The following is a 20,179-nucleotide window of genomic DNA, read 5'->3' as shown; positions in this document are numbered from 1 at the left end:
CAAGCCCGATCAGCCGCGGACCTGTCGATCAGATGGAACTCTGACCCCGCGTGCGCGTTTTCCCTTTGGGGCGCTCAGTGGAGTGCGCACATGGAAGAAGACCCTCGCAAGCCACAAACATTAGCCTTGGCACCTGTCCTGATCTTCGCGGCCGTTCTCCTTGCGGTATTCGGAGCAGCGCTGGTGACCGCGTTCGACATCAGCCCAACCGTCGTCGCCACTACGGACAAGGCACCGCCTGGAACAACGGGTCTGGCGAGGCCGCATTCGACATCGGAACAGCGTTAAGCCGCTGTCCGAGGCTAGAAGCCTGACGCCGCCTGGTTGCCGTCAACCACCGCGCCGGTACGCGCGCGCCGCACGTTGCTGACAAGCTCGCCCGGCCGATCCTGATCCTTCGGACGCGACGTCGCGAGCCGCAGTACTGCGGCGTAGCTCGGCTGCACTTCCATCCGTGCAGCATGCGGACCGCGCGTCAGGATTTCGTGCACGCGCCGCAGATTGTAGCAAGGCACGTAGAACAGCAGATGGTGTTCGAGATGGTAGTTGACATAATACGGCGCGACGAACAGCCGTTCGAGGAAGCCTGCACGCGTGGTGCGCGTGTTGCGTAGCGGATCGTTGCTGTCCGGCACGACGGCGTGTTCCGCGATGTTGCGGACGCGGCTGATCACCATCATCCACGTCATCAGAGGCGTAAGCCAGAGCAACGGATAAGCCCACCACACGCCTGCCGCCGCCAGTCCTGCGAACAAAATCGCATTGACCACGATCTGCGGGCCGAGCTTCTCCCAGAAATTCGCAGCGCGCTGCCGCAACGGCCATGCGGGCTCGCCAATCGCATTCAGAAACTGCGCCTTGCGCTGCTGGTAGCCGGTCTGGCCGGTAATATCGCGCCAGAATTTCCGCCGGTAGCTAGGCTGCGTGATCGGAAACGGCGCAGACAGAATCAGGTCCGGGTCGTTGTCCTGCTGCGTATGGGCGTGATGCTGAAGATGATAGCGGCGATAGGCCCGCGTCTCCGCGAAAACCGGATAAGCGCAAAACCACTGGCTGAGAAACATGTTCAGTTTGTCGCCGTTCGCGAGACTGCCATGGGCCCCGTCGTGCATCAGGATCGCAAGGCCAAGCTGACGCGAGCCGATGATGCCGACCGCCAACAGAAATGTGAATGGATTCGGCCAGACTGCAACCATCGCAATCGATCCAAGGATGAGAGCCCAGGCGTGCGCGATCAGCGCGACACCCTTCCACGTCGAGCGCGTGCGCACCTCCATCAATTCCTGCTCGGTCATGAGGTCACGTGCACGGATGCGTGGAGCATTCATTAGCGCTTCTCCTTTTTGTTTTGTGGCGTTTCATCGGGGGAATCCGCCGCGCCGACGAGCCGGAGCCGCGCGCCATCGGCGGCGACATCGGCCTGAGGTCCAAGCAGGCGCAGCATCTCGGCGACGAGATCCTCGGAGGATCGCCCCATCGCGTGTCCCTCGATGGTCACGCCGATCGTAATTGCCCAGAAACGCCGCGCGCTCGTTTCCGGATCAAGGCGCGAATGCCATCCGCGCGCGATCATCTCGGCGGCATAGGCGCGCAACCCTTCGGAGTGCAGCCGCTCGACGGTGCGCTCCACCAGCGGAGCAAGATCCTGGCGGCGGCGGGTCAGCGTCATCGCTTCGACAAAGAAGCCGACGGCATCCGTCCGCATCACGCTTTCGACCAGCGAACGGGTGTAATCATTCGGTGAAAGCTGTTTGCCGGCGTTCTGCTCAGCGGCGCGGGCGACATACAGCACGTCGCGGCAGGCCGCCTCGACGAACAGCGCTTCCTTGGTACGGAAGTAGTAGGTGACTTGGCTTGGGAAAGCGTCTGCCGCTGCTGCGATTTCGGCGATTGAGGTGCCAGCCACCCCGCGTTCCTTGAACAGGCCGCTGGCCGCATCGAGCAGCCGCGACCGCATCTGCCGCCCTGCCGTGCGGGTCGCACGGGATGCGTGTTTCGGATCGCGACCACCACCTCTGGGAGATATGGTTTTCATCTCGCGCTCTCGCAGCCGACTCGTCCGAGGCCATTCGCAGCCATCTAATTGTATGTCATACAAACAAATGGATCAAGGCAGATCTGGCGGTCATCAAGCGTATCCAGCGCCTTGCAAACAGCCCCGGAATCCTTATAACCGCGCCATCCGTGGATCCCGGCCGGGAGCTGAACGGACGGTCTCACCAGTCTGACATTCCAGTTTGATTGATGCGGCAGGGCCAGTCGGTCCGTCGTCCCGTGCTTCCGCCTTCTGAGCAATATCGAGGTCCTTTCCGAAGGTCTCGAAGGGCTTGCCGCCAGGAACCGCGCTAACATTGGAAAGGACTCCCATGCCTCTTTACGAGCATGTTTTTCTCGCGCGTCAGGATGCGAGCGCCCAGCAGGTCGAAGAATTCACCACGCAGATTACCGGTGTGATCGAAGGTCTCGGCGGCAAGGTCACCAAGACCGAGAACTGGGGCGTGCGCTCCCTCACCTATCGCATGCACAAGAACCGCAAGGCGCATTTCATGCTGCTCAACATCGATGGCCCCGCAGCGGTGGTCGCCGAGATCGAGCGTCAGGAACGCATCAACGAAGACGTCATCCGTTACATCACCGTCCGCGTCGATGAGCTGGAGGAAGGCCCCTCCGCCATGATGCGCAAGGCCGAGCGTGACCGCGACGAGCGCGGTGGCGGCGGCTTCCGTGGCGACCGCGAAGGCGGTGGCTTCCGTGGCGGCGACCGCGAAGGCGGTGGTTTCCGTGGTGATCGTGGTCCGCGCCGTCCGCGCGACGAAGACGCAACTGCAGCGGTTGAGGAGTAAGACACATGGCTGAAGCAGGTGCACGCCGTCCGTTCTTCCGCCGCCGTAAAACGTGCCCGTTCACGGGCCCGAACGCGCCGAAGATCGACTACAAGGATTCGAAGCTGCTGATGCGTTACGTGTCCGAGCGCGGCAAGATCGTGCCGAGCCGCATTACGGCCGTGTCGGCAAAGAAGCAGCGTGAACTCGCCCGCGCCATCAAGCGCTCGCGGTTCCTCGGCCTTCTGCCTTACGTGATCCGCTAAACGATACAGCGAGCGCGCGGCCTCCGCGCGCTCGCGACTCTCTTGATTTTAATCTCATAACACTGCGGGGTCGTCCCACGGTGGATGGTTGGGGTCTTCGGGGCCTCTAACCGCTCGAAAGGAGCGGGACAGCTGATGATGACGAGCATCCTCATAGCAGTCGCGGCCGGCCTGGCGTCGGCATTGATGTTCGCGTCGATCGTGTCCGGCGCGCTGATCTCGATCGTGCTGTTTTACCTCGCGCCGCTGCCGTTGATGGTCGCTGCGCTGGGCTGGGGATCGGCCACCGCACTGATCGGCGGGATTGTCGCTGCGCTCGGCCTCGGCGGCATTTTCGGTTTCCCCTATATGGCAGCGTTCGCGCTCAGCATCGCCCTGCCCGCATGGTGGCTTGGATACCTGACGCTGCTGGCGCGTCCGGTCTCGAACGATCCACAACTGGCAAATCTCGCGCCGGCGCTCGACTGGTATCCAACCGGTCGCATCCTGATGTGGATCGCAGCATTCGCCATCCTCACCACGATCAGCGCGCTGCTCACACTGGGCAGCGACGCAGAGAGCATCAACGGCGCGCTGCGCCGCGGACTGCTGCGCATCATCGGGCGCGGGGCTGTCACGCCTGCGGGTGAAAGCGAACGGGTGGTCGACGCACTGGTGGCGGTTGCGCCAGGTGCCGCGACCATCATCGCGATGGTAACGCTGACACTCAATCTGTGGCTCTCCGCCAAGATCACGACCACATCCGGCCGCCTGATGCGGCCATGGCCCGACCTGCGCACCACCACACTGCCGAGGATGGTGCTGGGCGCGCTGCTGGTCGCAGTCGTGCTCTGCTTTACCGGCGGGCTGCTGGCGATGCTGGCGCAGATCGTCAGCGCGGCGCTGCTGATGGCTTATGCGATCACGGGGTTTGCGGTGCTGCATACCGTGACGCAGGCATTTTCGGGCCGCGCTTTCGTGCTCGGCGCCGCCTATGCCGGGACGCTGTTCATCGGCTGGCCGCTGATTGGAATGATCGGCCTCGGCCTCGCCGATGCTGTTCTTGGAATTCGACAAGCCTACTGGAACCGGCGCGGGCCACCGCCCCTGCCGAGTTCCTGATCTTCAACCTGAACGCAACATCTTCAACTCAACTCAGACTCAACGGAGAACTCAAATGGAAGTCATTCTGCTGGAACGCGTGGCCAAGCTCGGCCAGATGGGCGATGTGGTCAAAGTGAAGGACGGGTTCGCCCGCAACTTCCTGCTCAAGCGCAACAAGGCGCTGCGCGCGACCAAGGAAAACCGCGAGAAGTACGACGGCATGAAGGCCGATCTCGAGGCCAAGAACATCCAGGCCAAGGGTGAAGCCACCAAGGTCGCCGAGAAGATCGACGGCCGCAACGTCGTCATCATCCGTCAGGCGTCGGAAACCGGCCAGCTTTACGGCTCGGTGTCGGTGCGCGACATCATGGCCGCCCTCGAAGCCGACGGCGTTTCGCTGAACCGTCAGCAGGTGCTGCTCGACGCGCCGATCAAGACCATCGGCCAGCACAAGATCACCATCGCTGTGCATCCTGAAGTCGAAGTCCACGTGTCGACGACGGTTGCTCGCTCCGAGGCCGAAGCCGAGCGCATCAACCGCGGCGAAGACGTCAACAGCCGTCAGGAAGATCGCGACGCGGCTGCCGAAGCCATCGCCGCCGCCGGCGAGTTCTTCGATCCGGAAGCGCAGCACGACGAAGTTGCCGAGCCGGCCGAAGCACCTGCCGAAGAGAAGTAAGACTCCGGCGCAAGCCGAACCACAAAACCCAAAAGCCCGGTCTCATCGAGATCGGGCTTTTCGTTTCTGTCCGACCTCAAATCCCCGGTCGTCCCCGCGAAAGCGGGGACCCAGATTTTCTAAGTGCTGGATTCCCGCTTTCGCGGGAATGAGCGGAGAGAGTGCGCTTCGATCGAGATGGATCACTCCCATCGCAGGATCGCAGACTCCCAGCTGTAGTTCAGGCCGGGCTCACCACCTTCGGCACGATGGCTTGATCGAGCATCGCAATCGATGCCAGCGCGGTCGCAGTGTGCTTCTCCGCACCGTCGATGATGCAAAAGACATCCGCTGCGACGACCGACACCTGCCGCCCCGGCTTCACCACGCGCGCGCGGCAGATCAACCGTTCGCCCGACGCCGGTGCGAGCAGGTTCAACTTGTATTCTGCGGTCAGCGCCGCCTGACCCTTCACGGTCGCGGCTGCGATCGTGGTCGCGTTGTCGATCAGGAACGCCGTTACACCGCCGTGGAAGAAGCCGTTCTGCTGCAACAGTTCCGGCCGGCGATCCACCGACAGCACACAGCCGCCGCGCGTGAGATCGGTGACCTCCGCGCCGACATGAGTCATGAATCCCTGACGCATGACGTTGTTGCGGATGTGCGCCGCGATCGGTGTGAACTCTGTATCAGCCTGAAGCATTATCGCTCTCCCCCTGCCGTCAATGCGCGGACAGCGCACGCAATCAACCCATCGGCGTGGTCGCGCGGATCGGATGGATCGCGGCCCGACAGCCATGCGCGGCAGACGAACTGCGCGGGACCGATGATCTGACTGAAGAACAGCGAGGCCTGCATAGGCCGCAGTTCACCGCCCGCGACCAACGGCGCGCGCCACGCCTCGACACCCTCCGCGACTGTTGCATTCCGCGCCTTGCGTGCGTCGCGCACATCCTGCGCCCACTCGCTGCGCGATATCTCGAACAGGAAATTGGCTTCGCGGCGGTTGTCGACGACCCATGCCAGATGGGTGCGGATCAAACGGGCGATACCCTCCGCAGCATCCGGCGGCGGATCGATCACGTCGAGCATGGCGATGTGGTAGCGCCGCAGCACTTCGAGAAACAGCGTGCCGGCCAGCTCGCGCTTGGAGCCGAAGAAGTGGAAGAAGCTGCCGTTGGACGCACCGGCACGCTCTCGGATCGCGGCGACCGTCGCGCCATCGAAACCGTCCTGATCGAATACAGCCAAAGCCGCTGTCAGCAGATCGTCGCGCACACCCGCCATGACGGCCCTCGTGATCACTAGAGTATCACTCTAGAGTTTTGCTCTGATGGAAACAAGAGCCATCGCGCGGCAGATCCGCATGCGCTGCCCGGATGGGTTTAGCGGGAGATCGGCGGTTCAGGGTTACCGGCAGGAACCGGCGGCGGTCCGACCGGAACCACCGGCGCCGGCGGTGGCGGTGCAGGACCGATGTCGATGGTCAACGGACCCGACGGGACATCTTCCTTCGGGGGTGCAGCAGCTACCTCGGCCGGTTTCGCACCTTCCTTTGGCGCAGGCGTCACAGCGGGCACCGGGTCCGGACGCGTTCCCTCGACCTTCGCGGTTTCTCTCTTGTCGGAGTCCTTTGCAGGTTCGGTCTTGCCTGCGTCCTGCTTGGCTGAATCCGCGGCCGGCTCATCCTTCTGCACTCCGTGCCGGTCTTCGATCTTCGGCGGCGCGGGGGCTTTCGCGGCCCTGGCAGCCTCGCGCGCGGCCTGCCTCGCCGCCCTTCGCTCGGCCGCAGCCTTCTGGCGGGCCGTCATCGTTTGAGGGTCGGGCGCACCGCTCTGCAATCCGTCGGCGTCCGGTCGTGCGGCTTCCTGTGTCGGCGGCTTGCGGCCCTTCGCTGCCTGCTCGGGACCCGGCTCCTGCGCGGGTCGGCCGCCTTTCGCCTCCTGCCCTTGTCTCGTCAGATTGCCCCCGCCCGGCGCTGCATTGGCGGCGCCATTGGAGAGGACATAGGCGCTCATGGCCGCGGCCATGTCGGTGCTCGTGGTGTAGTGCTGGCGCAAGAAGCCCGGCAGCGATCCGGGTGAGACGCTTTTCAGCAATCCGCGCGAACTCTTGTGGCAGAGCGAGCAGGTGCTGGAGAAAATCTGGGAGGGAGGCTTGCCGGCTTCAAGATTCTGCGCGTCCGCCGAGGTCGCCCCGAAACAGCCCAACACAAAAGCCACCGCCGCCAAAATGAGCGCTCGGCTCAACATCCAAGGTCTCCAGATCTAAGCCAGCAAAGGTCAGATGGCGGCCCCAGCCCTGCCCTCAGCCTCGCGGTCACCTTTAGCGGATTATGCCGCGAATGGAAGTACCGAGATTTCGCAACTGCGTGAACCTGTTGGCAGCCGCCCTTTCGGCATGCCGCCATCGACTCACCAGACAAAAATGCAGATCAGCCTTCCACGACCCCGGCCTACGTCAAAATACGATTGAAACCGGAACAAAAAATACCAACATTTATCTACATGTGAGACCACATTGGATCGTTGGACATGCGTTCGATGGATCGCCTGCTGCGGTTTTTCCTGAGCCAGTTCATCCGCCGGGGCTCGGTGACGTTCACGACGTCAAGCGGCGCCACCTTTACCTGCGGCGACGGAACGGGCCGGCCCGTCTCGGTCAGATTCCTGACAGCGGAGGCCCAGCGGCATCTGCTGCTCGATCCGGAACTGGCCATCGGAGAGATCTATACGGACGGCGACTTTATCGTCGAAAACGGCTCGATCGCGGACCTCCTGGCCATCGCGCTTAACCAGCCCGACATGGTGCCGCGCTGGTCGAGGGTGCGGTGGTGGCTCCGTTACCTGATCCGGCACTGGCAGCAGTTCAATCCACCCGAGCGTTCGAAGCGCAACGTCGCCAGCCACTACGATCTCGACGGGCGGCTGTATCGCCTCTTCCTCGACGCCGATATGCAATACAGTTGCGCATACTTCGAGACGCCGGAGTCGACGCTCGACGACGCGCAGCTCGCCAAGAAGCGCCACCTCGCCGCCAAGCTGCTGGTCAAGCCGGATCACCGCCTGCTCGACATCGGGTCCGGCTGGGGCGGCCTCGGCCTTTACCTTGCGGGAATGACCGGCGCGAAGGTGACCGGCGTCACCCTGTCCGAGGAACAACTCGGCGTATCGAACGCACGCGCCGGTGAATTGAACCTGACCGGCCGCGCCGAATTCCGTCTGCAGGATTATCGTGAGACACCCGGTCCGTTCGACCGCATCGTCTCCGTCGGCATGTTCGAACATGTGGGCGTCGATTACTACGACACCTACTTCAAGCGCTGCGCGGAACTGCTCGCCGACGACGGGGTGATGGTGCTGCATTCGATCGGGCGTTCGGAAGGCCCCGGCATCACCAATCCGTGGATCGCAAAGTACATTTTCCCCGGCGGCTATATTCCGGCATTATCCGAGGTGCTGCCTGCGATCGAGCGGGCCGGACTTCTGGTCAATGACGTTGAAGTCCTGCGGCTGCACTACGCCGAAACGTTGAAGGCGTGGCGCGAGCGCTTCCTCGCCCGCCGCGAGGAAGCTGCGAAGCTGTACGACGAACGCTTTGTGCGGATGTGGGAATTCTACCTTGCGTCGTCCGAGATGTCGTTTCGCAAGCAGAGCATGATGGTGTTCCAGATTCAGCTCAGCAAACGGCAAGGTGTGGTTCCGATCACGCGCGACTACATCGCCCGCGAGGAGCAGCGGCTGCGCGAGGCCGAGGCGACCAAGCGTCCGGTGCTGCGGCTCGCGGGCGAATAAGCCGATCTAGCGATCCGGACGCAGTGCCAGGATCAGGCTTCGACCGCCCCACCGCTTTCCGCCCAGTCCTTGAAGGCGCCGGCGTTGAAGACTTCGCCGTAACCCAAATCCTTGAGCGCCTTGCCGCTCAGCGCGGATCGGCCACCGGACGCGCAATAAACGATGACAGTTTTGTCCTTGGCGAAATTCTTGTCGTGATAAGGCGATTCAGGATCGGCGCGGAATTCCAGCATGCCGCGCGAGACATTGACCGCCCCGGCAATCTTGCCGCTCTTCTCCACCTCGTGCGCATCGCGCACGTCGACCACCAGCGTATTGCCTTTTGCAATCATCTCGCGCGCCTCGGCCGGAGTGATCTTCGGAACTGCTGCGTTGGCTTCAGCCATCAACTGCTTCACGCTCGTAACCATCTTGAACCTCTCGTTTCAGGGGAAAGGAAGCTCCTTAGATCCCAGCCCGCTAGTCAGGATCGCCACGCGCCGCCGAAACCTATGGTGAATCCACAGGCAGCTCAATCTGATATATCGCCCTTTCGCTGACGCACATTAACCAACGACTCGATCTGTAATTGCGCGGGTCCAACTGTTGGTGCACGCTTGATGCATGGCCCGGTGGCGGAAAGTCTACGCGGGAGCGCGGCAAACGCTTCATATCCTGGTTCAAATCCAGGCTGGGCCTCCAAGTTTTGAAGTCTTTGAAGTTTGAAGTCTTGGAAAGGTGGCTGAGTGGCTTAAGGCACCGCTAACGCGGCACACGGGAAACCGTGTCGAAGGTTCGAATCCTGTCCCTTTCCTCCATTTCTTATGATACCGCCGCTTCCCAATTGGAGGCAGCGTTCTTTTTGCGAAGTTCTTTCGGTGGAACTCCCTGACATCAGAGCCATGTGGCTGATCATCTGTCTTGTATGTCAGCAGCTTCAGGCAATCGTTTGAAGCAAGCCTGAAACAGCCGCCCGGAAGTTTCGCTGAATGACGTGCGCGAAACGATCGCGCGGCGCAAATCAAGCGTTTCCGCCATCTTCTCCACTGCGGCGTGTTGGTGGGGGATAGCTTGCTTGAATCATTTTGAGCGACGAACGGACAGGCCTATGAGTTGGGTCAGTCTCCTGCCTTGCCCTGCTTTGGTCCGATTAGAAGAACATTCAATACTCATGGCGATTACCGATTCGAACATTATCAAGCTCGCGCCGGAGGCCGGCACGCCCGCTTACAGGGTTGCGCCCCATAATATCGAGGCCGAACAGGGACTTCTCGGCGCCATCCTCGTCAACAACGATGCGTTCTACCGCGTCTCGGATTTCCTTGAGCCGAAGCACTTCTTCGAGCCGATCCATTCGCTGATCTTCGAGACCTCCGCCAGCCTGATCCGCGCCGGCAAGATCGCCACTCCGGTGACGCTCAAGACGTTTGTTCCCGCCGATACTGACATCGGCGGCATGACGGTCGGACAATACCTTGCCCGCCTCGCCGCCGAAGCAACGACCATCATCAACGCGCAGGACTACGGGCGCACCGTCTATGATCTCTCGATCCGGCGCGATCTCATCCGCGTCGGCGAAGACATGGTCAATGTCGCGTTCGACGCGCCGGTGGACTTCGCGCCCCGCGCGCAGATCGAGGACGCCGAGAAAAAGCTTTACGATCTCGCCGAGTCCGGCCGCTACGACGGCGGCTTCCAGAAATTCTCGCAGGCATTGACGGTTGCGGTCGACATGGCCGCGGCCGCCTACAGCCGCGACGGCAATCTGTCGGGATTGGCCTCCGGCCTGCGCGAAATGGACACGAAGATGGGCGGCCTGCAGCCATCCGATCTGATCGTCCTCGCCGGCCGCCCGGCGATGGGCAAGACCGCGCTGGCAACCAACATCGCCTTTAATATTGCGCGAGCATGGCGCGGCGAAGTACAGGCCGACGGCCAGATGAAGTCCGTCGATGGCGGCATCGTCGGCTTCTTCTCGCTCGAAATGTCGGCGGAGCAGCTCGCCACACGTATTCTCGCCGAGCGCACGGGCATCTCGTCGAGCTCGATCCGCCGCGGCGGCATCAGCGAATCCGACTTCGACAAGATCCGCGACCACTCTATCGAAATGCAGAACCTGCCGTTCTACGTCGATGACAGCGGCGGCCTGTCGATCTCGCAGCTCACCGCGCGCGCGCGGCGGCTGAAGCGGCAGAAGGGTCTCGATCTTCTGATCATCGATTACATCCAGCTTCTGTCAGGATCGGGCCGCCGCTCCGACAACCGCGTGCAGGAAATCACCGAAATCACCACCGGCCTCAAGGCGCTGGCCAAGGAGCTGAGCGTTCCGATCATCGCACTGTCGCAGTTGTCGCGTCAGGTCGAAAGCCGCGACGACAAGCGCCCGCAACTCTCCGACTTGCGTGAATCGGGATCGATCGAACAGGACGCCGACGTGGTGCTGTTCGTGTACCGCGAGGAATACTATCTGCAGAGCAAGGAGCCGCGCCCCGGCACCCCCGAACACGAAAAGTGGCAACTCGACATGTCGCTGGTGCACGGCAAGGCCGAAGTCATCATCGGCAAGCAGCGTCACGGCCCCACCGGCACCATCAACCTGCAGTTCGATGCCAGCGTCACGCGTTTCGGTGATCTCGCGCCGGATGCCCAGTTGCCTGAGCGATTTGGCTGATCGGCGGTACTTCCGCGCGCAAAGAGTGTGCTAGAGTTTTCTGAATCAAACTCGCTGCGAACCCTTTGCTGAGCCAATGACTCCTGCTTCCGACCTCAAGTCTCCCGACAACGCTACTGCTGCCGTCGCCGCAGACGCGCCCTTGCCTGCCGGCGCGACCGGCATCCTGACCATCGACCTCGACGCCATCGTCGCCAACTGGCGCAAGCTCGGCAGTCAGGCCGTGCCTGCGGATTGCGCCGCTGTCGTGAAGGCCGACGCCTATGGCTGCGGCATCACGCAGGTGACCCGCGCGCTGGCGAAGGCCGGTTGCCGGACGTTCTTCGTCGCAACCCTCGATGAGGCGCGCGCGGCACGCGAGGTCACGGCGACCTCCGCGATCTACGTGCTCGACGGATTTTTTCCGGGCGCGGGCGACCAGTATGCGAAGATCGATTGCCGTCCGGTGATCGGCGACGCCACCGAACTCGCCGAATGGGACGCGTTCCGCACCACCAGCGGCTGGGACGGCAAAGCGGCGATCCATATCGACACCGGCATGAATCGCCTCGGCTTTCGCGTCATGGAAGCGCAGGCGCTGCTTCCGCGGATCAAGAGCGGCAATCACGGCATCTCGCTGGTGATGAGCCATCTCACCAGCGCCGAGATGCTGCACGATCCGGCGAACGGACGGCAGGTGGCGGCGTTCCGCGAAATCGCATCGCTGTTTTCCGGCGTCCCCGCCTCGCTGGCGAATTCCTCCGGCATTTTTCTCGGGCCCCAATTCCATTTCGATCTGGTGCGCCCCGGTGCGGCTCTCTACGGCGTCAACCCGACGCCGGAAGCCGACACGCCGGTGCTGCCGGTGGTCGATCTCAAGGTGCGCGTGGCGCAGGTCCGCAACATCGAGAAGGGTGAGCACGTCGGATACGGCGGCACCTGGACCGCACGGCAGCCGACAAAGCTGGCCATCGTCACCGCGGGTTACGCCGACGGATATTTCCGCGCGGCGGGCAGCATCGACAACATGCGCAGCGCCGAAGCGATGGTCGCTGGCAAACGCTGCCCGGTCGCCGGACGCATCTCGATGGACCTGATGGCGATCGACATCACGGCCCTTCCGCCCGGCGCAACCCGCCGCGGCGCGCTGGTGACACTGCTCAACAAGGAGATCACGGTCGATGAACTCGCGCATCACTTCGACACCATCGGCTACGAGGTGCTGACCAGCCTCGGCAAGCGCTACACTCGTGTCTACAAGGGCGGCCAATAGGGCTTGATCCCGAAAAGTGGGCACCGGTTTTCGGAAAGATCATGCCCAAATAAAAAGAAGGACGACCGATGCCCGACGTCACGGAATTCAAACCCGGAAACTACAGGTTCATCGTCTCGCCCGGCGGGCCGTTCTCAAGCGGCGTCGCCCCGATGCCCGGCTACGCGCTGCGCCGGGTGCGTTTCGCGCGTCCGATCCCGATGGCCGATGGATTCGCCTTCATCAAGGCGCACCTCGAACGCGAGGGCCGCCCGGTCACGGCGCTCGCCGCCTGCGAACTGCGCTCGCCCGCCGCCATGACAGTCGAACAGTTTCAGGCGTTCAACGGCGAGTATCTGAAGACGCTGCATCAGTGGGGATGCAAGGCCGGCGACATCAATCCGCTGGCGCGCAGCAACCTTGCGCCGATCACCGAAGTCCCCACTGAGGCGATGTTCTTCGCTTTCACCTATACGGTCCCCGAAACCGGCGCATCGGGCGACTTCCTGATTTCGGGCAAGCCTGAAATCCGCGACGGCGTCACCACCGACCGCATTGTCGGCGGCCGTGACGTCTCGCTGAAGGGGCTTGAGATCAAGGCACGCTTCGTCATGAACGCGATGCGCGACCGCGTCGAGGCGCTGGGATGCGACTGGACCGCCGTTACCGCGGCGCAGATCTACACCGTCCACGACATCCGCCCGCTGCTCGACACGGTATTCGCCGAGGACAACATCAGTCAGATCGGCCTCGCCTGGTATCCGGCGTGGCCGCCGGTGATCGGCATGGAATTCGAAGTCGACGTGCGGTGTGTGCGGACCGAACTGGTGATCGACGCGCGTTAGGCTTTAAAGACATGCGCTATGCGCGTGCTTATGCTAAAATTGGTTTCCGACGAAAGCCGCTGCTGCCGGGGTCGCCCCCCGATTGAAAGACGCAGGAGGCAAGTCATGGTCGATAACGCACCGGACACCCAATCCACGGAAGCCAAGCTACGAAAATACGAGGAGGCCGAGCAACTCGCCAACGTCCACCTCGCGAAATTCGATGATCTGGACTTCAACGTCTTTAGCAATCAAGAGTGGGTTCGGCTGCACGAGACACATGCTGAAGATATTCTTGTGCATTGGCCCGATGGACGTCAGGTCCGGGGCATCAAGCCCCACATTGAAGAACTGAGCGCGATGTTCGTCTATGCACCCGACACACGCATCAAGGTTCACCCGGTCAGGATCGCCGCCGGCGACTGGACTAGCGTCATCGGCGAAATGGAAGGAACGTTCACCAAGCCGATGCCAACACCGGATGGCAAAACCGTCCCCCCGACTGGCAAGGCGTTCAAGCTCGCGATGTGTACCGTTGGACACTGGACGAATGGCGTGATGGACGAGGAATACTTGTTCTGGGACAACCTCTCGTTCATGAAGCAGATTGGCCTCGCTTAGTAAGGCATCGACGCTCCGCTCCTTCAGCACCGCGTTGGGATTCTCCATATCGGGGTTGACTTTCGTTCGCCCTTCGTGAACAAAAGAAGAACATTCGATTCCCGCTCTTCTGGCCCCCGGTTGCACCGTTCATGGCGAAAAACGCCCTCTCCTTCGTCTGCCAGAATTGCGGTGCCGCCTATAACAAGTGGCAGGGCAAGTGCGAGTCCTGCAGCGAGTGGAACACGCTGACGGAAGAGGACACCACCGGCGCGACATCCATGCCCGCGAATTTGCGCCCCAAGCGCAAGGGTCGGCCGTTCGCGCTGGAAAGCCTCACCGGTTCGAGTCCCGAGGCGCCTCGCCTGTCGTCGGGAATGACAGAATTGGATCGCGTCACCGGCGGCGGCTTCGTGCGCGGCTCGGTGCTGCTGGTCGGCGGCGATCCCGGCATCGGCAAATCGACACTGCTCACGCAAGCGACCAGCCTGATGGCCCGCGCGGGACATCGCGTGGTCTACATCTCCGGCGAAGAAGCCGTCGCGCAGGTCCGGCTCCGCGCCGCGCGTCTCGGCCTTGCGGACGCCGCCGTGCAACTGGCCGCGCAGACTTCCGTTGAAGACATCATCGCCACGCTGTCGGAAGGAACTCCACCGCGTCTGGTCGTGATCGATTCCATCCAGACCATGTGGACCGACACGGTGGAATCCGCCCCCGGCACCGTGACGCAGGTGCGCGCATCCGCGCAGGCGCTCATTCGTTTTGCCAAGAAATCCGGCGCGGCCCTGATCCTCGTCGGTCACGTCACGAAAGACGGCCAGATCGCCGGCCCGCGCGTGGTCGAGCACATGGTCGACGCGGTGATGAGCTTCGAGGGCGAAGGCTCGCAGCAATTCAGAATCCTGCGTGCGGTGAAGAACCGCTTCGGCCCCACCGACGAGATCGGCGTGTTCGAAATGACGGGGCTCGGCCTGCGCGAAGTCTCTAATCCGTCCGAACTATTTCTCTCGGAGCGCGATCTCGGCAGTCCCGGCACCGCCGTGTTCGCCGGCCTTGAGGGCACGCGCCCGGTGCTGGTCGAATTGCAGGCGCTGGTGGTGCCGACCACGCTCGGCACACCGCGCCGCGCCGTGGTGGGCTGGGAGTCCAGCCGCCTGTCGATGGTGCTGGCGGTGCTGGAGGCCCATTGCGGCGTCAAGCTCTCCGGCTACGACGTCTATTTCAACGTCGCCGGCGGCCTGCGCATCAACGAGCCCGCAGCCGACATGGCGGCGGCGGCTGCGCTGGTATCGTCGCTCGCCAATGCGCCGCTCCCCGTCGATGCGGTCTATTTCGGTGAAATCTCGCTGTCCGGCGCGGTTCGCCCGGTGGCCCAAACGTCCGCGCGGCTCAAGGAAGCCGCCAAGCTCGGTTTCGGCCGCGCAATTCTCCCCGAAACAGCCCGCGGCGATGCCGTGGGCGACGCCGGACTGACCCTCAATACGGTGGGATCGCTCACCTCGCTGGTCGCGGACATCGCGGCAAGGGGCCGTAAAGCCACAGCTTCGGGAAAATCTGCAGCAGACAAGCGATTTGCCAGTCAGGACGGCTAGATTCCGGTGACGCTCGCGAGGCTGGACGCTATACAACCGGCGACGTCGCAAGAGCTTCACGCCGCGCCCGCTACGGACCGTTAACCGCAACGGGCGATCCATGGCAGCGATGCAGATTTGCCGTTGATGTCAGGCTTTTTGCGGGTTCCCGGCTCTTGCGGGACGTGCGATATGGCCGTCAGCTATCCGGGGATTGAGCAACCCGATTCGCAGTTCTGAAACTGAAAGCGGACCTGACCATCCGATGCCGATAACGCTTCTCGACATTATCGTTCTTGCCGTGATGTTGTTGTCGGGCCTTCTGGCGATGATCCGCGGCTTCATGCGCGAGATTCTGTCCATCGCCGCGTGGGGCGCAGCCGCCCTGACGACGCTCTACGCCTACCAGAAGCTGCTGCCGACCGCGAAAACCTACTTCAACAACGAGACCGTGGCCGCAGTGGCCGTTGTCGCCGGCGTATTCATCCTGACGCTGATCGTGGTCTCGATCATCACCGTGCGTATCTCGGACATGATCCTGGATTCGCGGATCGGCGCGCTCGACCGCACCCTCGGTTTCCTGTTCGGGCTCGCTCGCGGACTATTGATCATGGTGGTGGCGTTTTTGTTCTTCGCCTGGCTGGTGCCGGACAAACAACAGCCCGATTGGGTCCGTAGCGCCAAGTCGCGGGTGATGTTGCAGGGAACCGGCGATTGGCTGATGACGCTCTTGCCGGATGACCCCGAGAACACCATCTTGAAGAGGTTCAAGAAAAAGGGCGACGAGGAGCAGACCGATGCTGCTCCCGAACCGCGCACAACAGCAACGGTGGGGAACGACGGCGGGTACGGAAAATCATCCCGTGACGGGATGAAGCAATTGATCGAAGGCAAAGCCGCAGGACGCTAGGCTTGGTACTAGTCCTGCTTCAGACAAGGGTGCGGTGAACCATATGAAAACCCCTTCTGGCGATCAATCTCCCACTCCCCCCTCCAAATCCGACTACGATCTCGACCATGATCTGGACAAGGACCTGAACGGCGACACGCTTCGCGAGGAGTGCGGCGTGTTCGGCATCTTCGGACACCCGGAAGCCGCCGCCATCACAGCGCTCGGCCTTCACGCGCTTCAGCATCGCGGCCAGGAAGCCGCCGGCATTGTCACCTACGACAACGACCGCTTTCATTCCGAACGCCGCCTCGGCCTCGTCGGCGACACCTTCTCCCGCGCCGAAGTGATCGCGCGCCTGCCCGGCAACATGGCCGTCGGCCATACCCGCTATTCAACCACCGGCGGCACCATCCTGCGCAACGTGCAGCCGCTGTTCGCCGAACTCAATGCTGGCGGCTTCGCCGTCGCCCACAACGGCAATCTCACCAACGGCCTGACGCTGCGCCACGAACTGGTCCGCCACGGCGCCATCATGCAGTCCACCTCCGATACCGAAGTGATCCTGCATCTGGTCGCGCAGTCCAAACGCGGCCGGTTCATCGAGCGCTACATCGAGGCGTTGCGCGCCATCGAAGGCGGCTATGCGCTGGTGTCGCTGACCAACAAGAAGTTGATCGGCGCGCGCGACCCGCTCGGCATCCGCCCGCTGGTGCTCGGCGAACTCGATGGCTGTCCTATTCTCGCGTCGGAAACCTGCGCGCTTGACATCATCGGCGCGCGCTACCTGCGCGATATCGAGCCCGGCGAAGTCATCGTGTTCGACGAGCACGGCAAGGAAAGCCACAAGCCGTTCCCGCCGCAGCCGCCCCGCCCCTGCATCTTCGAATACATTTATTTCTCGCGGCCGGACTCCATCGTCGGCGGTCGCTCGGTTTATGAAGTCCGCAAGGCGTTCGGCGCGCAGCTCGCGCGCGAAAGCCATGTCGATGTCGATGTCGTGGTGCCGGTGCCGGATTCCGGCGTGCCCGCCGCCGTCGGCTACAGCCAGCATTCCGGCGTGCCGTTCGAACTCGGCATCATCCGCAACCATTATGTCGGCCGCACTTTCATTCAGCCGACGCAGAGCGTGCGCGAACTCGGTGTGCGCATGAAGCATTCGGCGAATCGCGCCGCCATCGAAGGCAAGCGCATCATCCTGATCGACGACTCGCTGGTGCGCGGCACCACCTCCAAAAAGATTGTGCGCATGATGCGCGACGCCGGCGCGAAGGAAGTGCACTTCCGTCTCGCCTCGCCGCCGATCTTGCATCCCGATTATTACGGCATCGACCTGCCGGACCGCGGCGGACTGCTCGCCGCCACCCACAGCGTCGAGGAAATGCGCGACATCATCGGCGCGGATTCGCTGGCGTTCCTGTCAGTGGACGGCATGTACCGCGCCATGGGCGAGCCGGGCCGCGATCCCGCCAATCCAAAATTCTCGGATCACTGCTTCACCGGCGCCTATCCGACCAATCTCACCGACCAGAACCAGGTCGAGCCGCAGCCGCGCCAGCTCTCGCTGCTGGCCGAAGCGAGCTAAGTCCGGAGTTCTCGCGGATGCGCCGGTCAGCCGGGTAGCATCCGCGTAAGCCACACCGTCAGGCCTCCGCAATCCGGATCCTCCACCACATGCTGCACGACTGAAAAGCCGTGCGCCGCGAGAAGCACCTCATATTCCGCCGTAGCGAGGCTCGCGTGATAGAGCGCCTCGCCCTGATATGCGCCGATTGCCTCACCGGCGCCCGGCCCGCTGGTGAACATCAGCGCGGCGCCGGGCTCCGCGTGATCGCGAAAGATCCTGAACATCCGGCGCTGATCGTCCGGGGTCAGGTGGAAGAAGCTGTTCCAAGCGACAATGCCGCCGAAGTGGCGGGGCAGTGAGACGTCGCGCATGTCGCCCGCGATCCATGTCTCGTCCGGGAAGCGCGAGCGGCAGAGGCCGATCAGCGTCGGCGATGAATCCACACCGGTGACGCGATGTCCCGCCTCGATCAGGTAGCGCGCGACCGGCTCCCCCGATCCGCATCCAAGATCGAGCACGTCCGCACCTTCCGGCATAACCTGTCTGAACCGTTCGAACCACGCGCGCTCGACCAGCCGCTTGCCGCGATCCCGGTCAAACGCCGTGGCGTGACGCTCGTACAGCGCGCCGATCTCTTTCGACGACGGATGCCATCCGGCGGCCCCAAGCGTTCGCGCCATGAAACGTGCGTCGTCCCCATAGCTGCGCAACTTGGCGTCCAGCAGCGGGTCATCCACCGACTCAAACCCCTGGCGTTGCCAGAATCCCGCTGAGCCGTTGACCGCGATCAGAGACATGCTGGAAAGCCCGCTGGCGGACGCATGATCCGCGAGCAACGCTACGATATCCGCTCCCGCCCCGGTGCCCTGCGCCTCCGGCGCCAGCGCGAGATCGTGGATGTAGAACGTCGACGGCTGCGGCGGCAGCGCGCCGAGCAACGCGTTCAGCGGCGGCGGTTCCAGATGCCGCCACGGATGGCTGACGACATAGGCGACGAGGCCTTGTTCGTCCTCCAGCACCCGGCAGCCCGCAGCATACAGCCGCAGGCGCTCGGCAAACACCGCAGCATCCTCCGGATAGTCCGGATGAATGCGGGTGGCCAGCGCATTGACGGCCGGAAGGTCTGCAACCGACATGGCCCGCCAGGGGCGTCCGGCGGGTGGAGAGTTCAGGGTCATGCCCGGCCGTGTAGCACGGATCGGGCCCCGGCTTCGAGACACACCAAGCAAGACCAGCGCAATCGTCTTTCGGTCATGGCCGGGCATAGCCCGTCGAAGACGGGCGTGAACGCCCTTTCGCCCGGCCATCCACGTCTATAAAACCCTGTCGCAAAGGCGTGGATGCTGGCACGAGGCCAAGCATGACGCTCGCTGGATGAGTTTAAGAATGACCAAACCTCTCGCCTCCCGCATCGCTCTCGTCACCGGCGCATCGCGCGGCATCGGCTACGCCACGGCGCGTGCGCTGGCGCGCGCCGGCGCGCATGTCATTGCCGTTGCGCGCACGCAGGGCGGGCTCGAGGAACTCGACGACGCCATCCGCGCCGACGGCGGCAGCGCCACGCTGGTGCCACTGGACATGACCGATCTCGACGGCATCGCGCGTCTGGGCGCTGCACTGAACGAACGCCACGGCAAGCTCGACATTCTGATCGGCAATGCCGGCGTCGCGGGGACGTCGTCGCCGCTCGGCCATACCGAGCCGAAATTCTGGAACAACATGTTCGCGGTCAACACCACGGCGAATTTCCAGTTGATCCGCTGCATGGAGCCGTTGCTGCAGAAATCCGACGCCGGACGCGCGGTGTTCATCACGTCGGGCATCGCCAGCAAGGCAACCGCCTATATGGGCCCCTACGCGGCATCGAAGGCGGCGCTCGATGCCCTCGTGCGGGTGTGGGCGAACGAAACCGCGACCACGCCGATCCGCGTCAACCTGTTCAGCCCCGGACCGATCCGCACCCGCATGCGCGCGACCGTGATGCCCGGCGAAGACCCGATGATCCTCGACACGCCCGAACAGGCGGCGGAGTTCATCGTGCCGATGTGCGCGCCGTCATGGACCGAGACCGGAAAGTTCTTCGACTATCCGACCAAGTCGCTTAAGAGCTTCCGCACGCCGGTGGCGTGATCGCGCCCAGCCGGCCGCGATTGACTCTCGTCGGGTCCCCCTGTTCAATTTGCGCGAACCGGCACAAAGAGGCTGGCGCATATCAGAGGGGAAA

Annotated in this window: 20 protein-coding genes and 2 tRNA genes; 15 read left to right on the top strand and 7 right to left on the bottom strand. The window is 63.1% G+C overall.

Features of this window, described 5'->3' with window-relative positions; genetic code table 11:
• Positions 1–302: 302 nt before the first annotated feature.
• Both YH63_RS17245 and YH63_RS17240 read right to left on the bottom strand, forming a co-directional pair.
• Positions 303–1,328 carry a fatty acid desaturase family protein gene (locus tag YH63_RS17245; protein ID WP_046826539.1) on the bottom strand — a complete coding sequence of 342 codons (1,026 nt, stop codon included), beginning with the start codon at positions 1,326–1,328 and terminating at the stop codon, positions 303–305.
• Entirely contained in the window at positions 1,328–2,035 is a 708-nt protein-coding gene (locus tag YH63_RS17240) for a TetR/AcrR family transcriptional regulator C-terminal domain-containing protein (protein WP_046826540.1), read from the bottom strand. The genes YH63_RS17245 and YH63_RS17240 overlap by 1 nt, the downstream gene beginning before the upstream one ends.
• 331 nt (positions 2,036–2,366) lie before the next feature.
• On the opposite strand from YH63_RS17240, the gene rpsF reads away from it, so the two are divergent.
• The 4 genes from rpsF to rplI all read left to right on the top strand — a co-directional run bounded on the left by rpsF (position 2,367) and on the right by rplI (position 4,850).
• Positions 2,367–2,843 carry a 30S ribosomal protein S6 gene (gene rpsF / locus YH63_RS17235; protein WP_046826541.1) on the top strand — a complete coding sequence of 159 codons (477 nt, stop codon included), beginning with the start codon at positions 2,367–2,369 and terminating at the stop codon, positions 2,841–2,843.
• Positions 2,844–2,848: 5 nt separating this feature from the next.
• Complete coding sequence (rpsR, locus tag YH63_RS17230; RefSeq protein ID WP_002711478.1) at positions 2,849–3,088, top strand: 30S ribosomal protein S18; 240 nt, start codon at positions 2,849–2,851, stop codon at positions 3,086–3,088.
• Positions 3,089–3,223: 135 nt separating this feature from the next.
• Positions 3,224–4,189: a DUF2232 domain-containing protein gene (locus YH63_RS17225; RefSeq protein WP_046826542.1), complete on the top strand. Its 966-nt coding sequence runs from the start codon at positions 3,224–3,226 to the stop codon at positions 4,187–4,189.
• Positions 4,190–4,244: 55 nt separating this feature from the next.
• Positions 4,245–4,850, top strand: a complete 606-nt coding sequence (gene rplI, locus YH63_RS17220) for a 50S ribosomal protein L9 (protein WP_046826543.1) — start codon at positions 4,245–4,247, stop codon at positions 4,848–4,850.
• A gap of 220 nt (positions 4,851–5,070) precedes the next feature.
• Here the strand turns inward: rplI and YH63_RS17215 are convergent, their stop codons facing one another.
• From YH63_RS17215 to YH63_RS17205, 3 genes are all read right to left on the bottom strand, one after another.
• Positions 5,071–5,532 (bottom strand): PaaI family thioesterase, encoded by a 462-nt coding sequence (locus YH63_RS17215; RefSeq protein WP_046826544.1) that lies wholly within the window; start codon positions 5,530–5,532, stop codon positions 5,071–5,073.
• A complete protein-coding gene (locus YH63_RS17210; RefSeq protein WP_046826545.1) occupies positions 5,532–6,116 on the bottom strand; it encodes a TetR/AcrR family transcriptional regulator in 585 nt (194 codons plus the stop codon). Before YH63_RS17210 ends, YH63_RS17215 begins: the two co-directional genes overlap by 1 nt.
• Before the next feature lie 98 nt (positions 6,117–6,214).
• Positions 6,215–7,081 carry a hypothetical protein gene (locus YH63_RS17205; RefSeq protein WP_046826546.1) on the bottom strand — a complete coding sequence of 289 codons (867 nt, stop codon included), beginning with the start codon at positions 7,079–7,081 and terminating at the stop codon, positions 6,215–6,217.
• 282 nt (positions 7,082–7,363) lie between these two features.
• Between YH63_RS17205 and YH63_RS17200 the strand changes: the two genes are divergently transcribed.
• Positions 7,364–8,623, top strand: coding sequence for an SAM-dependent methyltransferase (locus YH63_RS17200; protein WP_046826547.1), 1,260 nt, complete (start codon positions 7,364–7,366; stop codon positions 8,621–8,623).
• A 32-nt stretch (positions 8,624–8,655) separates the two neighbouring features.
• On the opposite strand, the gene YH63_RS17195 is transcribed toward YH63_RS17200, so the two are convergent.
• Positions 8,656–9,033, bottom strand: coding sequence for a rhodanese-like domain-containing protein (locus YH63_RS17195; RefSeq protein WP_046826548.1), 378 nt, complete (start codon positions 9,031–9,033; stop codon positions 8,656–8,658).
• Between the two features lie 195 nt (positions 9,034–9,228).
• Here YH63_RS17195 and YH63_RS21680 point away from each other — a divergent pair.
• From YH63_RS21680 to purF, 9 genes are all read left to right on the top strand, one after another.
• Positions 9,229–9,304: transfer RNA gene (locus tag YH63_RS21680), tRNA-Cys, on the top strand.
• 30 nt (positions 9,305–9,334) lie between these two features.
• Positions 9,335–9,420: transfer RNA gene (locus YH63_RS17190), tRNA-OTHER, on the top strand.
• Positions 9,421–9,773: 353 nt separating this feature from the next.
• Positions 9,774–11,273: a replicative DNA helicase gene (locus tag YH63_RS17185; protein ID WP_046826549.1), complete on the top strand. Its 1,500-nt coding sequence runs from the start codon at positions 9,774–9,776 to the stop codon at positions 11,271–11,273.
• A gap of 76 nt (positions 11,274–11,349) precedes the next feature.
• Complete coding sequence (alr, locus tag YH63_RS17180) at positions 11,350–12,525, top strand: alanine racemase (protein ID WP_046826550.1); 1,176 nt, start codon at positions 11,350–11,352, stop codon at positions 12,523–12,525.
• 68 nt (positions 12,526–12,593) lie between these two features.
• Entirely contained in the window at positions 12,594–13,349 is a 756-nt protein-coding gene (gene cnbZ / locus YH63_RS17175; protein WP_046826551.1) for a 2-amino-5-chloromuconate deaminase CnbZ, read from the top strand.
• Positions 13,350–13,454: 105 nt separating this feature from the next.
• Positions 13,455–13,949, top strand: coding sequence for an ester cyclase (locus tag YH63_RS17170; protein ID WP_052753798.1), 495 nt, complete (start codon positions 13,455–13,457; stop codon positions 13,947–13,949).
• Positions 13,950–14,080: 131 nt separating this feature from the next.
• Entirely contained in the window at positions 14,081–15,520 is a 1,440-nt protein-coding gene (gene radA / locus YH63_RS17165; protein WP_046826552.1) for a DNA repair protein RadA, read from the top strand.
• Positions 15,521–15,764: 244 nt separating this feature from the next.
• Positions 15,765–16,409 carry a CvpA family protein gene (locus YH63_RS17160; RefSeq protein WP_046826553.1) on the top strand — a complete coding sequence of 215 codons (645 nt, stop codon included), beginning with the start codon at positions 15,765–15,767 and terminating at the stop codon, positions 16,407–16,409.
• A 43-nt stretch (positions 16,410–16,452) separates the two neighbouring features.
• A complete protein-coding gene (gene purF, locus YH63_RS17155) occupies positions 16,453–17,973 on the top strand; it encodes an amidophosphoribosyltransferase (protein WP_083992536.1) in 1,521 nt (506 codons plus the stop codon).
• A gap of 26 nt (positions 17,974–17,999) precedes the next feature.
• On the opposite strand, the gene YH63_RS21960 is transcribed toward purF, so the two are convergent.
• Positions 18,000–19,091: a GNAT family N-acetyltransferase gene (locus YH63_RS21960; RefSeq protein WP_046826554.1), complete on the bottom strand. Its 1,092-nt coding sequence runs from the start codon at positions 19,089–19,091 to the stop codon at positions 18,000–18,002.
• A 250-nt stretch (positions 19,092–19,341) separates the two neighbouring features.
• On the opposite strand from YH63_RS21960, the gene YH63_RS17145 reads away from it, so the two are divergent.
• Positions 19,342–20,085 (top strand): SDR family NAD(P)-dependent oxidoreductase, encoded by a 744-nt coding sequence (locus YH63_RS17145; RefSeq protein ID WP_046826555.1) that lies wholly within the window; start codon positions 19,342–19,344, stop codon positions 20,083–20,085.
• Positions 20,086–20,179 lie beyond the last annotated feature (94 nt).

The organism is Afipia massiliensis (assembly GCF_001006325.2).
GTDB classification, from domain to species: domain Bacteria; phylum Pseudomonadota; class Alphaproteobacteria; order Rhizobiales; family Xanthobacteraceae; genus Afipia; species Afipia massiliensis_A.
Note: the sequence above shows the minus strand (reverse complement) of the source record. Positions and strands in the feature narration are given on the sequence as shown.